Below are 14,382 nucleotides of genomic sequence, written 5' to 3'. Positions count from 1 at the left end.
GGTCGTCTTCATCATGCAGCGCTGGCGACGGCTACCGAACGTGGCGACACCAGGCTGACGATCACGAAACTGATCAGGCCGACCGCCAGGCTGTAATAAATGGGCGTGTTGGCATCCAGCCCGTCCTTGAACATGAACACCAGTGCGGTCACGAACCCCAAGGCCATGCTGGTAATCGCGCCGGCGGTAGTGGCTCGTTTCCAGTAGATCGCGCCGATCAACGGAATCAGCATGCCGCCGACCAGCAGGTTGTAAGCCAGGGTCAGGGCACTGATCACGTCGTTCACTACCAGCGCAATCGCCAGTACGACAAGGCCAGTGAGTGCCGTAAAGAGGCGGTTGATGCCCAGGCTCGATTGCTTGCCACCGCGCAGCCGGGGCAGTAAATCCTCGGTCAGCGTGGTGGATGCCGCCAGCAGACCCGCGCTGGCGGTGGACATCATGGCCGCAAGCGCAGCGGCGATCACCAGTCCGCGAATGCCGTCGGGCAGCGACGCTTTGACGATGGCGGCAAAGGCGGTGTTGACGTTCGCCAGATCAGGCAGCAACACGTGGGCGGCCATGCCGATCAGTGCACACGCCAGGCCGTAGAGGATGCAGTAGACGCCGGCGATGGAGCCCGCGTATTGCGCGACCTTTTCGGTACGCGCCGTGAACACGCGCTGCCAGATGTCCTGGCCGATGAGAATGCCGAAGAAGTAGATCAGGAAGTACGTGATGATCGTGTCCCAGCCGATGGTCGTCCAGCTGAAGCTTGTGGCAGGCAGTCTGGCGACCAGTTCGTCCCAGCCGCCCACTCGATACAGGCAGATCGGCAGCAGGATGAACATTAATCCCACGGTCTTGATGACGAACTGAACGATGTCGGTCAGGGTCAGCGACCACATGCCGCCGATGGTCGAATACACCACGACCACGCCGCCGCCCAGCACCACCGAGATCCAGAAGGGGAGGTCGAACAGCACTTGCATGACCGTGCCGATCGCGAGAATAGACGTCACGCCGATCATCAGCGCGTAGGCAAGCATGATCACCGCGCTGGCCTGGCGCGCCATCGGGTTGTAGCGTTTTTCGAGGATTTGGGTGACGGTGAAGATGCGCAGTTTGAGCAGCGGTTTGGCGAGAAACAGGTTCAGCGCGATTATGCCCACGCCCAGTGCGGCACACAGCCAGAAGCCCGAAATGCCGTGAACATAGCCCAGACGCACAGTGCCGACCGTGGAAGCGCCGCCCAGGACCGTGGCGGCCATGGTGCCCATGTACAGGCTTGGACCCAGATTGCGCCCGGCAACCAGGTAATCTTCATGGGTCTTGGCCTTGCGCATGCCGTACCAGCCCAATACCAGCATGCCGGCCGCGTAGATCAGCACGACGAAAATATCTAAAGCCATGGAGTGTCTCCAATCATTGTTTTTATAGTGAAGCGCGCATCATCCGGCTGAGACGGCACAGGCGGTCAGCGATGAAGGCTGTTTATCGTGTTGCGGAGCCGTGAGTTTCTGCAGGAGCGCGGTTGCCCGCAGTTGCAGTTTGCCCGTGACCTCTCTGGCAACTGACACGTTGCATTCGCGGGCAAGCGCGCACCTAAGGGTTCAGCGTGGTTATCAGCGGTGCGCTACTCCCGGCAGCACGCAGAGCATTTCGTACAGCAGGTTGGCGCCGAGCAGCGAGGTGTTACCGGTGGTGTCGTAAGGCGGCGAGACTTCTACCAGATCGCAACCGATCAGGTCCAGACCCTGGCAGCCGCGGATGATCTCGATGGCCTGGATGGTGGTCAGGCCGCCGATTTCCGGGGTGCCGGTGCCGGGCGCCCAGGCCGGGTCGATGCCGTCGATGTCAAAGCTCAGGTAAACCGGGCCGCCGCCGACTTTCTCGCGCACTTCGGCCATCAGCGGCTCCAGCGACTTGTGCCAGCATTCTTCGGCCTGCACGACGCGGAAGCCCTGCTTGCGGCTCCAGTTGAAGTCTTCGGCGGTGTAGCCCTGCGCGCGCAGACCGATCTGCACCACACGGTCGCAATCCAGCAAGCCTTCTTCGACTGCGCGACGGAAGGTGGTGCCGTGGGCGATCTTCTCGCCGAACATGTGATCGTTGACGTCAGCGTGAGCGTCGATGTGGACCAGGCCGACCTTGCCGTGCTTCTTGTGGATCGCACGCAGGATCGGCAGGGTGATGGTGTGGTCGCCGCCGAGCGTCAGCGGGATGATCCCGTGTTCGAGGAAGCCGTCGTAGGCCTCTTCGATGATGCGCACGGCATCCAGCAGGTTGAAGGTGTTGATCGCCACATCGCCGATGTCGGCCACCGAAAGGGAGTCGAAAGGTGCAGCGCCGGTGGCCATGTTGTAGGGGCGAATCATCACCGATTCGGCGCGGATCTCGCGCGGCCCGAAGCGGGTGCCGGCACGCAGCGAAGTGCCGATGTCCAGCGGCACGCCGATGAAGGCAGCATCAAGGCCGGCGGGCGATTGCAGGTGTGGCAGGCGCATCATGGTAGCGATGCCGGCGAAGCGCGGCATTTCGTTGCCGCCCAGTGGTTGGTGGAAAATCTTGTCCACGGGATTGCCTCATCGGTGAGTAGGGTGAGTTATCAGACTGGGGCCGATTCTGCGAACCGCACGCGGTGCGAACAATCGCTGAGGCAAAATACTTAGTTCAGAGAATTCTGAACTATCGTCCGAATCAGGTTAAGCTGCCGCGCCTGGACGGCCACGCCTTTGCGACAGCCGCTGCCAGGATTCTGACTGATTCGGGCACGTAATCTTTCCGGTGTTTTCATGGCTAACGCATTACCCGATCTGAAATTGCTGCGCATCTTCGTCTGCGTGGTGCGCCATCAAGGTTTCGCCAGCGCGCAGCAAGAACTCAACCTGTCGACATCCGCCATCAGCACGTACATGAGTCAGCTGGAGTCGGCGCTGGGCATCGTGCTATGCCATCGCGGGCGAGGGGGCTTCAGCCTGACCAGCAAGGGCGAGCTGTTTCATCAGGAAACGTTGCGCCTGCTCGGCGAGCTGGAGGGGTTCGAGCTGTACGCCGCAGCGCTAAAGGGCGAACTGCGCGGCACGCTGAATCTGGGCGTGCTCGATTCGACCGTCAGTGATCGCGCGTTGCCGTTCGCCGAAGTCATCGGCGCCTACAGCGAAGAACACCCGGCCGTGCACCTGCACCTGTCGGTCATGAGCCCTTACGAACTGCAACTGGGCGTGCTGGACAATCGCCTGGACCTGGCGATCGGGTCGTTTTCGACGCGCATGAACGGGCTGCTGTACCAGCCGATGTACCGCGAGCAGCACTGGTTGTACTGCAGCAACCGCCACCCGCTGTTTACCGAGCGGCGCATTCCGGAGCCGGTCATCACCCAGCAACGCATGGTGGGCCGGGGTTACTGGAGCCAGGCGGAGCTTGCGCGCCACGGTTTCAAGCACAGCGCGGCCACGGTGGAAAGTATGGAAGCGCAGCTGATTCTGGTGCTGTCCGGCGCATATATCGGCTACTTGCCAGAGCATTACGCGCAGTCATGGGTCGATTCGGGGCACCTGCGGGTCTTGCTGCCGGCTACGTTCGGGTATCAGGCGCCTTTTTCGATGATCCTGCGCCGCGGCCGCAGTCGCGAACCGTTGATCCAGACGTTCCGCGATCTGCTCAAAGCGCAACTCAACCCCGTTTAAGGACGGTCCACGATGTCACGAGCCCGCTGCGAGCGCTGCCTGCGTCCTGTAACACATTGTCTGTGCGCGCTGATTCCGCGGCTCGGGAGTCGGACCCGAGTGCTGATTCTGCAACACCCGAGCGAGGTCAACCATGCGCTGAACACTGCGCGTCTGGCGGCGTTGGGGCTTGAGAACGCGCAGCTGCTGGTAGGGGAAGTGTTCGAGGATCTCCACCGGCAGCTCAACGTTCCCGGTTATCAGGCGCGTTTGCTGTTTCCGGGAGAAGGGGCGACGACGCTCATCGCTCAATCGGCTGAACAGGCGCCGATGCTGCTGGTGGTGCCCGACGGCACCTGGCGCAAGGCGCGCAAGCTGCTGCACCTCAATCCGCAGCTTGCCGCATTGCCGCGGGTAACGCTCAGCGACCCGCCGTGTTCGCGCTATCGACTGCGAAAGGCACTCGACCCGGATGCCTTGTCAACCCTGGAGGCCATTGTCCACGCGCTTCAGACACTGGAACCGGCGACGTCATTCGACGCCCTGTTGCGCCCGTTCGAAGCGTTGATCGAGGGGCAGATTGCGGCGATGGGCGAGGACACGTTCCGCCGCAATCATCAGAAGTAAGTCAGGCGTTCAGTGACGATGCGTCAGGGCTTGTAAACCGCCCGGCCTGCATGCGGCGGATATAGGCCTCGGTTTCGCGCTCGGCGTCTTCCTTGCTGGAGAACGGACCTTCGAGGGTGTTCTCGCGCGTACTGAAAAAGTACAGGCCATTGACGCGGGAAACGCGGTCGCTGCGAAAGTGCACGGTGACATCTGAATCTTGTTCACGCTTGCTCAACATGGCCTTCTCCAGCGAGGGGCGTTTGGGGGAGGAATCAGGACGGCTGAACCTTGAGTCGATGGCCAACTGACGATTCCACAGCGTGAGACGAAAAAGTCGGCTGGACGTTCGATAATTTACTCCAAACCACAAGGTTTGGTGCAGTGCCGTGAAGCGTCGGGTTCGAGCGAACCTGCCAGGTCGCAAAATCCGAAGGGCCAGCAAGCCGGCGCCCTCGAGTTTTTGCGTGCGCCCCTGCACACGCTTGAGCGCGGGACGCGTCAGCGCTTGCCCAAGGCTTCGGCCTGATGAATCCACTGCTGGCGCTGTTCTTCGGTGGACGTGCGCACTGGGGAAAACTCCGTCAGGCGTGTGGTCTTGATCCCGCAGAACTCCAGGATTGTCTTGATCATCTGCCGATGAGCCGGCGCCTTGAAGACCCAGCGGAAGTACCGCGAAGGCGTGTCCATGGTCACCAGCAACTCCGCGGTGCGGCCCTTGAGCAACTCGTTGGACGGATGATGGCGACCATGGGCCTTGAAGGCGAAACCGGGCATGAACACCCGGTCGAAGAAGCCGCTGAGCAGGCTTGGCAACCCGCCCCACCAGACCGGATATACGAACACCAGATGCTGGGCCCAGTGAATTTCACGCTGGGCTTCGAGCAGGTCATGTTCCAGTGTCTGGCTCGATTCATAGCCGCCGTGCAGCACCGGATCGAAGTCCATTTCTTCAAGTTTCAACACCCGCACCACATGACCCTGGCTGCGCGCGCTCTGGGCATAGGCTTCGCCCAGCGCGTGACCGAGGCTGATGGTCTTCGGCGAACCGATGATCATCAGGATGCGCTTGCCGTACCCTTCCAGTGGGGTGGCGCCGCTGATTGGCTCAGCCATTGCTGCCCGCCTCGAGCATCTTCTCAGGCCGTACCCAGGCGTCAAACTCGGCGTCGGTCAGGAAGCCCAGCTGCAGCGCGGCTTCGCGCAGCGTCAGGCCTTCGCTGTAGGCTTTCTTCGCGATCTGGGCGGATTTGTCGTAGCCGATATGCGGGTTGAGCGCCGTCACCAGCATCAGACCCCGTTCCAGATGCTCGGCCATCTTGCCGGCATCCGGTTCCATCCCGGCGATGCAGTGCTCGTTGAAGTTGCGGCAGCCGTCGCCCAGCAGGCGAATTGATTGCAGCAGGTTGTGGATGATCACCGGCTTGAACACGTTCAGCTGCAGATGACCCTGGCTGGCGGCAAAGGCGATCGTGGTGTCGTTGCCCATGACCTGGCACGCCAGCATCGACAGCGCTTCGCACTGGGTCGGGTTGACCTTGCCCGGCATGATCGAGCTGCCGGGCTCGTTGGCTGGCAGCTTGACTTCGGCCAGCCCGGCGCGCGGGCCGGAGCCCAGCAGACGCAAGTCGTTGGCGATTTTCATCAGTGTGACAGCGAGGGTTTTCAAAGCGCCGGAGAGCGCGGTCAACGGCTCGTGGCCGGCGAGCGCGGCGAATTTGTTCGGCGCGGTCACGAACGGCAGCCCGGAAAGCGCGGCCAGTTCGGCGGCGACTGCCTCGGCAAAACCGTGCGGAGAGTTCAGCCCGGTGCCGACAGCGGTGCCGCCCTGAGCCAGTTCACAGACGGCGGGCAGGGCTGCGCGGATGCTCTTCTCGGCGTAGTCCAGTTGCGCGACGTAAGCGGAAAGTTCCTGGCCGAAGGTGATCGGAGTGGCGTCCATCATGTGCGTGCGGCCGGTTTTCACCAGTTTCATGTGCCGAGACGATTGCTCGGCGATGCCCGCGGACAGTTCGGCAATGGCCGGCAGCAGTTGCTCTTTGACCGCCTGGGCCGCCGCGATGTGCATAGCCGTTGGGAAACAGTCGTTGGAGCTTTGCGAGCGGTTGACGTGGTCGTTGGGGTGAACCGGCGATTTGCCGCCGCGACCTTTTCCGGACAACTCGTTGGCGCGACCGGCGATCACCTCGTTGACATTCATGTTGCTCTGCGTGCCGCTGCCGGTCTGCCAGACCACCAGCGGAAACTGGTCATCGAGCTTGCCGCCAAGCACTTCATCGGCCGATTGTTCGATCAGGCGCGCGATATCGGCAGGCAGGTCGCCGTTGCGGTCATTGACCCGCGCGGCGGCTTTCTTGATCAGCGCCAGTGCATGCAGGACAGGCAACGGCATGCGTTCCTGACCGATGGCGAAGTTGATCAGAGAGCGTTGCGTCTGCGCGCCCCAGTAAGCGTCTTCTGGGACTTCGATCGGACCTATGCTGTCGGTTTCGGTACGGCTCACTGGACTCACTCCTTAAGGTCAATTGCGCAGTTTTAGTACCCGCAAAGCCGGACGGGTTCCCGGTAGCGGCCGGTTGGCAGGCACTGGAGAGGACAGTGTGCGACAAAATGCCGGAAAAGGTCGCCATAAACCTTCGTATACGCGATATCGTCGGTCGTGTGTGACAACCACTCGTAGGGACAGGGGTTGAGCGCAGTGCGCAAAGGGGCGCAGAATGCTCGGCCTTGGGGTTTTGCCTCGCCTGCTAGATAAGGAAACTCGATGACCCGTCTTCGTGCCATCTGTGCTGCGGTCGCTCTGGTATGTGCCAGCGGCCAGGTTCTCGCCGACACCGCCAGCCATGACGCCAGTGCTGTAGCGTTCCTCAAACTGGCTCACGCCGATCAACTGGGTGCGCCGGTTTACATGCAAGTCCAGCAGATGTTCGCCCAGCGTTTTGCCGAAACCAAAGCGCCAGCGTCCAAGCAAGCCACCCTTGAAACCTACCAGGCCAAAGCCAACGCTGCGCTGGATCAGGTCATCAGCTGGGACAAGTTGCAGCCCGACATGGTCAAGCTGTACACCTCGAACTTCACGGAAAGCGAGCTCAAAGACCTCGTCGCTTTTTACCAGTCGCCGCTGGGCAAGAAAGTCCAGGCGAAAATGCCTCAGATCAGCCAGCAGTCCTTCCAGCTGACGCAAAGCAAGCTGGAAAGCGCGGTGCCTGTGGTCAACAAACTGTTGGCCGACATGACCAACGAGCTGACGCCGGCGGGCAGCAAGCCAGCCACCGCTCCGGCTCCCGCCAAGAAGCCATAAGCGAAGCCCGACATGAGCATGCAACAGCGAATCGAATCCGCGTTGGCGGTCTTTCAGCCTGAGTACCTTGAGGTGCTCAATGAAAGCCACATGCACAGCCGCGGCACGGACACTCACTATAAGGCGGTGGTGGTCAGCGAGCAGTTCGCTGGCCTCAACGCAGTCAAACGCCATCAGAAGGTCTACGGCCTCCTTGGTGGCTTGATGGGTGCATTTCACGCGTTGGCGCTGCACACCTACACGCCACAGGAATGGTCGAAACTGGGCACCGCGCCTGCTTCGCCGACCTGCGCCGGTGGGCATGACTGAGCAGGTGTTCAACTCGCTTTCAGCCTGATTCCGTGAATGAATGCGTGCCCCTCGTGGGCGCGCATTCATTCCGGGCGGCGCTCCGCGAGCCGCTGGCCTGCCAGCGCAACGCGTCCGGGTCACCGGTTTTCTGCAATTGGATTCGCGCCACCGGCAAGTTCGGTGTCAGGCGTGTCTGTTGACTCGCGTCAATTCCCCGCTGATCCAGCGCCCTGTCTGCTGCCCTGCGATCTTTGCTAGAATCCGCGCCGCGTTGCCCACTTGGCCCGCATTCACTTGAATCATCACATCCGGTAGGCCCTTTGCGAGGGTCACCACCTGGAGACGCAACATGACCCAAACCGCACCCATCGTCGTCGCGGCGCTGTACAAATTCGTCACCCTTTCGGACTACGTCCAGCTGCGCGAGCCGCTGCTCGAAGCGATGATCGCCAACGGCATCAAAGGCACCCTGCTGATCGCCGAAGAAGGCATCAACGGCACGGTTTCCGGTACCCGCGAAGGCATTGACGGGCTCATGGCCTGGCTCAAGAACGATCCGCGCATGGACGACATCGACCATAAAGAGTCGTACTGCGATGAGCAGCCGTTCTACCGCACCAAGGTCAAACTGAAGAAAGAAATCGTCACCCTCGGCGTGCCCGGCGTCGACCCGAACAAGGCTGTTGGCACCTATGTCGAGCCCCAGGACTGGAACGCGCTGATCGCAGACCCCGAAGTGCTGTTGATCGACACCCGCAACGACTATGAGGTTTCCATCGGGACGTTCGAAGGCGCCATCGACCCGAAAACCACCACGTTCCGTGAGTTTCCCGAGTACATCAAGGCGAACTTCGATCCGGCGAAACACAAGAAGGTCGCGATGTTCTGCACCGGTGGCATTCGCTGTGAAAAAGCCTCCAGCTACATGCTTGGCGAAGGCTTCGAAGAGGTTTACCACCTTAAAGGCGGCATCCTCAAATACCTTGAAGAAGTGCCCCAGGAAGAAAGCCAGTGGCGGGGCGACTGCTTCGTGTTCGACAATCGCGTCACTGTCCGTCATGACCTGACCGAAGGCGACTACGATCAATGTCATGCGTGTCGCACGCCAATCAGCGCCGAAGACCGTGCCAGCGAACATTACTCGCCCGGTGTCAGTTGCCCGCATTGCTGGGACTCGCTGAGCGAGAAAACCCGGCGCAGCGCCATCGACCGGCAAAAGCAGATCGAGTTGGCCAAGGCGCGCAACCAGCCGCATCCGATCGGGCGCAACTACCGTCTGCTGGACGCTCATGCTGCCGATAACCACACCCACGAGGCCTGAGTCATGCATGCCCGCCTGCTCTACGTGATGGACCCGATGTGCTCCTGGTGCTGGGGATTCGCCCCGGTCGCCGAAGCACTGGTCGAGCAGGCGAGGGCCGCGGGCCTGCCGTTGCATCTGGTGGTCGGCGGATTGCGCACTGGCAGCGGCGCGTCGCTTGAGCCGTCGACCCGACGCTACATTCTCGAACACTGGCAGGCGGTGCAGAACACCACCGGGCAGTCATTCAAGTTCGACGGCGCGCTGCCCGACGGCTTTGTCTACGACACCGAGCCTGCGTGCCGCGCCATCGTCGCCGCCCGTAGCCTGGCGCCGGACATCGCCTGGAAACTGGTCAAATTGATTCAGCAGGCTTTTTACCTCGAAGGCCGCGACGTCACTCAGGCGTCGGTGCTGGCGGAACTCGCTGAAACCGCCGGTCTGCCGCGTATCGAGTTCGCCGATGCGTTCGACAGCGCCGAGCAGCGCGCGGCCACCGCTTCGGATTTTTCCTGGGTGCAGGACCTAGGGATCGCCGGTTTCCCGACGATGCTGGCCGAGCGCAATGGTCAATTGGCGTTGCTGACCAATGGCTATCAATCGCTGGACGAACTGGCGCCGTTGCTCAGCCGCTGGCTGGAGCGCGCCGCCAGTGCGTGAACCTGCCGAGATCGAACACCGCCCTCAAGCGCCGGATGATTCACTGGCGCACGTCGACCGCCTGAGTTGGGCGCAGATCCGGCGTCTGGCCCTGCAGCACAAAAAAGCGCTGTGGATCGCCAATGGCGTCGCCGTTCTGGCCGTCCTCTGCTCGGTGCCGATTCCCCTGTTGCTGCCCTTGCTCGTGGATGAAGTTTTACTGGGCAAGGGCAATGGCGCGCTGGTCTTCATGAACCAGTTCCTGCCCGAGAGCCTGCACAAACCGGTGGGCTATATCGGCCTGATGCTGGGGGCGACGCTGTGTCTGCGCCTCGGCGCGCTGCTGTTCAACGTGATTCAGGCACGGCTGTTCGCGGGGCTGGCCAAGGACATCGTCTACCGCATCCGCACGCGGCTGATCGAGCGGTTGAAGCGGATTTCGCTGAGCGAATATGAAAGCCTGGGCAGTGGCACGGTGACTGCGCATCTGGTCACCGATCTGGACACGGTGGATAAATTCGTCGGGGAAACGCTCAGCAAGTTTCTCGTGGCGATGCTGACACTGACCGGCACTGCCGCGATTCTGGTGTGGATGCACTGGCAATTGGCGCTGCTGATTCTGCTGTTCAATCCGTTGGTGGTGTTCGCCACGGTGAAGCTGGGCAAGCGCGTCAAACACCTGAAAAAACTCGAGAACGACAGCACCTCGCGCTTCACCCAGGCGCTGACGGAAACCCTGGACGCGATACAGGAAGTCCGCGCCAGTAATCGCCAGGGGCATTTTCTGGGCTTGCTCGGATTGCGTGCCCGGGAAGTCCGCGATTACGCCGTGTCTTCGCAATGGAAAAGCGACGCGTCAGGCCGCGCCAGTGGCCTGCTGTTCCAGTTCGGCATCGATATCTTCCGGGCGGCGGCCATGCTCACGGTGCTGTTTTCCGACCTGTCCATCGGCCACATGCTCGCGGTGTTCAGTTACCTGTGGTTCATGATCGGCCCCGTCGAACAGTTGCTGAACCTGCAATACGCGTTCTATGCCGCGGGCGGTGCGTTGACGCGCATCAATGAGCTGCTGGCCCGCGCCGATGAGCCGCAGTATGAAGGGCAGGTCAACCCATTCCTGGGTCGCGAAACGGTCAGCATCGACGTACGCGGCCTGTGTTTTGGGTACAACGACGAACGGGTGCTCGACCAGCTCGACCTCTCCATCAGCCCTGGCGAGAAGGTGGCCATCGTCGGTGCCAGCGGTGGTGGCAAAAGCACGCTCGTGCAACTGCTGTTGGGGCTGTACAGCGCCAAGGCCGGGACCATCCGTTTTGGCGGCGCGAGCTTGCAAGAGATCGGCCTGGACACAGTGCGCGAGAACGTCGCAGTGGTGCTGCAACATCCCGCGCTGTTCAACGACACGGTGCGCGCCAATCTGCTGATGGGGCGAGAGCGTGACGACGACGCCTGCTGGCAGGCGCTGGAAATCGCCCAGCTGGACGCGACCATACGTGCGCTGCCTCGGGGGCTGGACAGCGTCGTCGGCCGCTCCGGGGTGCGACTGTCCGGCGGTCAACGCCAGCGTCTGGCGATTGCACGCATGGTCCTGTCCGACCCCAAAGTGGTGATTCTCGATGAGGCAACGTCCGCTCTGGACGCCGCCACCGAATACAATCTTCATCAGGCGCTGAACCGCTTTCTCAGCGGTCGTACCACGCTGATCATTGCTCATCGTCTCTCCGCCGTTAAGCAGGCCGACCGAGTGCTGGTGTTCGACGGCGGCAGCATCGCTGAAGACGGCGATCATCAGCAGTTGATCGCCGACGGCGGTCTTTATGCCCGTTTGTATGGGCACCTGCAGCAGGTGTAATACATCCTGTCGGTTTTTATCCCTGCTTTTTGCAAATGGCGTATCGCCAGTGGAATCCGTCAATTCTTGGGCTACGCTAGACCTCTGTGCGTAACCGACGTGTGGAAAGCGTCATATTTACGTCTTTGGGAGCCGTCTGGATGGAGCGGCGCAAAGGCGTAGAATCGCCCGCTGCATCGTGGAATTAGCCGAGTTCTCCGGTTTCAGAAAGGTAGTCTGGATCGCAGAAGTGAGTATCTGGCAGTGCTGATGAAAGGGACACCATGAAGCAAAAGCGGATTCTCGAGAAGCCACGTCTTCTGGGTATCGTGTGGCCATTTATCGCCGTAGTGCTTCTACAGGCGCTGCTCGGCTGCGTCAGCCTTTATATGATGTCGGCGGTGCGCAGTTACGTCGGCGGGGAGAGCCTCTGGTCCAAGGGCCAGAAGGACGCCATCTATTACCTCAACCTCTACGCCAACAGCCGCGATGAGATCAATTACCTGAAATATCAGCAGGCCATCGCCATCCCGCAGGGCGGTCATGATCTGCGGATCGCCATGGATCAGCCTGTTCCCGACATCCCGCGCGCCACAGCCGGCATTCTGCAGGGCGGAAACCATCCCGATGACGCTAAAAGCATCATCTGGCTCTACCTGAATTTCCGTCATTTCAGCTATCTGGAGAAGGCCATCGATCTGTGGAAGATCGGTGACAACTACCTGGTGCAGCTCGATGAGGTCGCGCGGGAAATGCACGGGCGCATCCTCGAAGGTGACGTGACCAACGGCGATGTGCTGGCATGGCGTCAGCGCATCAACGCGATCAACGAAGGCGTCACGCCGGCCGCGACGGCGTTTAGCGATGCGCTGGGCGAGGGCTCTCGGGTCATCCTGCGAATCCTGCTGGTGGTCAATCTGGCGACCGCCGTCTGCCTGATCATTCTTGCATTGCTGCGCACGCATAAACTGCTGGAGCAACGGCATGCTTTCGCCACGGCCCTGCAGACCGAAAAGGACCGGGCGCAGATCACGCTTGAGTCCATCGGCGACGGCGTCATCACCACCGGCGTCGACGGCGCCATTGCCTACATGAACCCTGCCGCCGAACAGCTGACACACTGGAAAAACGAGCAGGCAGCAGGATTGCCTCTCGCGGCGCTGTTCAACCTCATCGACGAAAACGACCAGAAAGACAGCTCGACGCTGCTTGAACACATGCTCAGCGGCAAGCTGGGAGGCGGCAGTGAAAACTCCCGGGTGATTCAGCGCCTGGACGGCAGCACGGTGTCGGTGGCCCTGGTGGGCTCACCGATACGCACCGAAGGCAAGGTCAGCGGCGCGGTGTTGGTGCTTCATGACATGACGCAGGAGCGTCAATACATTGCGAATCTGTCGTGGCAGGCGACCCACGATGCCCTGACCGGCCTGGCCAATCGCCGGGAGTTCGAATATCGCCTTGAGCTTGCGCTCACCGGGCTGGCCCGACAGCCCGGTCACCACACCTTGATGTTCCTGGACCTGGACCAATTCAAACTGGTCAACGACACCAGCGGCCACGCGGCCGGGGACGAATTGCTGCGGCACATTTGCACTCTGTTGCAACAAGGCATCCGCGAGGGCGACACGCTGGCACGGCTGGGTGGAGACGAGTTCGGGGTGCTCCTTGAGCACTGCGCGCCCGACGCCGCCGAGCAGATTGCCGAGGGGCTGCGTGAAACCGTCGAGAGCCTTCACTTCGTCTGGAAGGGTCGGCCATTCGTGACCACCGTCAGCATCGGGCTGGTTCACATATCTCAGGCGCCGATGACGCTGGAAGCGTCGCTGCGCTCGGCCGACATGGCCTGCTACATGGCCAAGGAAAAAGGCCGCAACCGCGTACAGATCTATCACGACGACGATTCCGAACTCTCCACGCGTTTCGGCGAGATGGCCTGGATTCAACGGCTGCACATGGCCCTCGAGGACAACCGCTTCTGTCTGTACTCCCAGGAAATCGCGGCATTGGGGCGTGAAGCGGGGCAGGGCACAGGGCACATCGAAATACTACTGCGTCTGCGTGACGAGTCAGGACGCATGATCCTGCCTGACAGCTTCATCCCGGCCGCCGAGCGTTATGGCATGATGACCACCCTTGACCGTTGGGTGGTGCAAAACGTCTTCAAGATCATCGCCGACTGCCTGACCAGCAATCATCGTCACGGCCCGCTGGCGGTCTGTGCGATCAACTTGTCCGGCACCAGCATCGGTGACGACGCCTTTCTCGAATATTTGCGACAGCAGTTCCAGATCTACGCAATACCCCCTGAACTTATCTGTTTTGAAATCACCGAAACCAGTGCAATTGCCAATCTGGGCAGTGCCATTCGGTTTATCAACGAGCTCAAAAGTCTGGGTTGCCGTTTTTCGCTGGATGACTTCTGTGCAGGCATGTCGTCATTCGCTTACTTGAAGCATTTGCCTGTGGACTTCCTGAAGATTGATGGCAGTTTCGTAAAGGACATGCTCGACGATCCGGTCAACCGGGCGATGGTGGAAGTGATCAACCATATCGGGCACGTAATGGGCAAGCAGACGATCGCCGAGTTCGTCGAAAGCCCTCAGATAGAGCAGGCATTATTGGAAATCGGTGTGGACTACGCTCAGGGGTATGTTATCGAGCGACCGCAATTATTCACCTGCGAATGTCTGCACGCACGGCCCGCGAGGCAGACCCCCATGTTATTCAGCGCACCCGGGACTTTTCGCTGAATGGCACCGATGCAACA

13 protein-coding genes are annotated in these 14,382 nt (G+C 61.0%); 8 read left to right on the top strand and 5 right to left on the bottom strand.

Annotated features, from left to right (window positions below; translation table 11 throughout):
• Nucleotides 1–11: 11 nt before the first annotated feature.
• The gene (locus BMZ10_RS09705) at nt 12–1,391 is read right to left on the bottom strand and encodes a sodium:solute symporter family protein (protein ID WP_093460722.1); all 1,380 of its coding nucleotides are present in this window, start codon (nt 1,389–1,391) and stop codon (nt 12–14) included.
• A gap of 213 nt (nt 1,392–1,604) precedes the next feature.
• Nucleotides 1,605–2,555, bottom strand: coding sequence for an agmatinase (gene speB / locus BMZ10_RS09700; protein WP_093460720.1), 951 nt, complete (start codon nt 2,553–2,555; stop codon nt 1,605–1,607).
• A gap of 219 nt (nt 2,556–2,774) precedes the next feature.
• On the opposite strand from speB, the gene BMZ10_RS09695 reads away from it, so the two are divergent.
• Nucleotides 2,775–3,668, top strand: coding sequence for a LysR family transcriptional regulator (locus tag BMZ10_RS09695; protein ID WP_093460718.1), 894 nt, complete (start codon nt 2,775–2,777; stop codon nt 3,666–3,668).
• 12 nt (nt 3,669–3,680) lie between these two features.
• Complete coding sequence (locus BMZ10_RS09690; protein WP_093460716.1) at nt 3,681–4,274, top strand: tRNA-uridine aminocarboxypropyltransferase; 594 nt, start codon at nt 3,681–3,683, stop codon at nt 4,272–4,274.
• 1 nt (nt 4,275) lies between these two features.
• On the opposite strand, the gene BMZ10_RS09685 is transcribed toward BMZ10_RS09690, so the two are convergent.
• The 3 genes from BMZ10_RS09685 to BMZ10_RS09675 all read right to left on the bottom strand — a co-directional run bounded on the left by BMZ10_RS09685 (nt 4,276) and on the right by BMZ10_RS09675 (nt 6,756).
• Nucleotides 4,276–4,494, bottom strand: coding sequence for a DUF6316 family protein (locus BMZ10_RS09685; RefSeq protein WP_093460714.1), 219 nt, complete (start codon nt 4,492–4,494; stop codon nt 4,276–4,278).
• Between the two features lie 260 nt (nt 4,495–4,754).
• Nucleotides 4,755–5,369: an NAD(P)H-dependent oxidoreductase gene (locus tag BMZ10_RS09680; protein WP_093460712.1), complete on the bottom strand. Its 615-nt coding sequence runs from the start codon at nt 5,367–5,369 to the stop codon at nt 4,755–4,757.
• Entirely contained in the window at nt 5,362–6,756 is a 1,395-nt protein-coding gene (locus BMZ10_RS09675; protein ID WP_093460710.1) for a class II fumarate hydratase, read from the bottom strand. The genes BMZ10_RS09680 and BMZ10_RS09675 overlap by 8 nt, the downstream gene beginning before the upstream one ends.
• Nucleotides 6,757–7,017: 261 nt before the next feature.
• Between BMZ10_RS09675 and BMZ10_RS09670 the strand changes: the two genes are divergently transcribed.
• The 6 genes from BMZ10_RS09670 to BMZ10_RS09640 all read left to right on the top strand — a co-directional run bounded on the left by BMZ10_RS09670 (nt 7,018) and on the right by BMZ10_RS09640 (nt 14,365).
• A complete protein-coding gene (locus BMZ10_RS09670) occupies nt 7,018–7,554 on the top strand; it encodes a DUF2059 domain-containing protein (protein WP_093460708.1) in 537 nt (178 codons plus the stop codon).
• Between the two features lie 12 nt (nt 7,555–7,566).
• On the top strand, nt 7,567–7,863 hold the full coding sequence (locus BMZ10_RS09665; protein ID WP_093460706.1) for a BolA family protein: 297 nt from the start codon (nt 7,567–7,569) through the stop codon (nt 7,861–7,863).
• Between the two features lie 331 nt (nt 7,864–8,194).
• Nucleotides 8,195–9,166, top strand: a complete 972-nt coding sequence (locus tag BMZ10_RS09655) for an oxygen-dependent tRNA uridine(34) hydroxylase TrhO (protein ID WP_093460702.1) — start codon at nt 8,195–8,197, stop codon at nt 9,164–9,166.
• A gap of 36 nt (nt 9,167–9,202) precedes the next feature.
• Nucleotides 9,203–9,805 (top strand): DsbA family protein, encoded by a 603-nt coding sequence (locus tag BMZ10_RS09650; protein WP_177182112.1) that lies wholly within the window; start codon nt 9,203–9,205, stop codon nt 9,803–9,805.
• Nucleotides 9,735–11,636, top strand: coding sequence for an ABC transporter ATP-binding protein (locus BMZ10_RS09645; RefSeq protein ID WP_093460696.1), 1,902 nt, complete (start codon nt 9,735–9,737; stop codon nt 11,634–11,636). Before BMZ10_RS09650 ends, BMZ10_RS09645 begins: the two co-directional genes overlap by 71 nt.
• A gap of 263 nt (nt 11,637–11,899) precedes the next feature.
• On the top strand, nt 11,900–14,365 hold the full coding sequence (locus BMZ10_RS09640) for an EAL domain-containing protein (protein ID WP_093460693.1): 2,466 nt from the start codon (nt 11,900–11,902) through the stop codon (nt 14,363–14,365).
• The last annotated feature ends 17 nt before the right edge of the window (nt 14,366–14,382 follow it).

This window comes from Pseudomonas sp. NFR16 (assembly GCF_900108875.1).
Classification (GTDB): domain Bacteria; phylum Pseudomonadota; class Gammaproteobacteria; order Pseudomonadales; family Pseudomonadaceae; genus Aquipseudomonas.
The sequence above is the reverse complement of the archived record's forward strand: the minus strand, read 5'-3'. Positions and strand labels throughout refer to the sequence as shown.

What these genes read in the sequence shown, in the direction of transcription:
- BMZ10_RS09705 (WP_093460722.1), bottom strand. Translation starts at nt 1,391, where the DNA reads ATGGCTTTAGATATTTTCGTCGTGCTGATCTACGCGGCCGGCATGCTG.
- BMZ10_RS09695 (WP_093460718.1), top strand. Translation starts at nt 2,775, where the DNA reads ATGGCTAACGCATTACCCGATCTGAAATTGCTGCGCATCTTCGTCTGC.
- BMZ10_RS09690 (WP_093460716.1), top strand. Translation starts at nt 3,681, where the DNA reads ATGTCACGAGCCCGCTGCGAGCGCTGCCTGCGTCCTGTAACACATTGT.
- BMZ10_RS09685 (WP_093460714.1), bottom strand. Translation starts at nt 4,494, where the DNA reads ATGTTGAGCAAGCGTGAACAAGATTCAGATGTCACCGTGCACTTTCGC.
- BMZ10_RS09680 (WP_093460712.1), bottom strand. Translation starts at nt 5,369, where the DNA reads ATGGCTGAGCCAATCAGCGGCGCCACCCCACTGGAAGGGTACGGCAAG.
- BMZ10_RS09670 (WP_093460708.1), top strand. Translation starts at nt 7,018, where the DNA reads ATGACCCGTCTTCGTGCCATCTGTGCTGCGGTCGCTCTGGTATGTGCC.
- BMZ10_RS09665 (WP_093460706.1), top strand. Translation starts at nt 7,567, where the DNA reads ATGAGCATGCAACAGCGAATCGAATCCGCGTTGGCGGTCTTTCAGCCT.
- BMZ10_RS09655 (WP_093460702.1), top strand. Translation starts at nt 8,195, where the DNA reads ATGACCCAAACCGCACCCATCGTCGTCGCGGCGCTGTACAAATTCGTC.
- BMZ10_RS09650 (WP_177182112.1), top strand. Translation starts at nt 9,203, where the DNA reads ATGTGCTCCTGGTGCTGGGGATTCGCCCCGGTCGCCGAAGCACTGGTC.
- BMZ10_RS09645 (WP_093460696.1), top strand. Translation starts at nt 9,735, where the DNA reads ATGGCTATCAATCGCTGGACGAACTGGCGCCGTTGCTCAGCCGCTGGC.
- BMZ10_RS09640 (WP_093460693.1), top strand. Translation starts at nt 11,900, where the DNA reads ATGAAGCAAAAGCGGATTCTCGAGAAGCCACGTCTTCTGGGTATCGTG.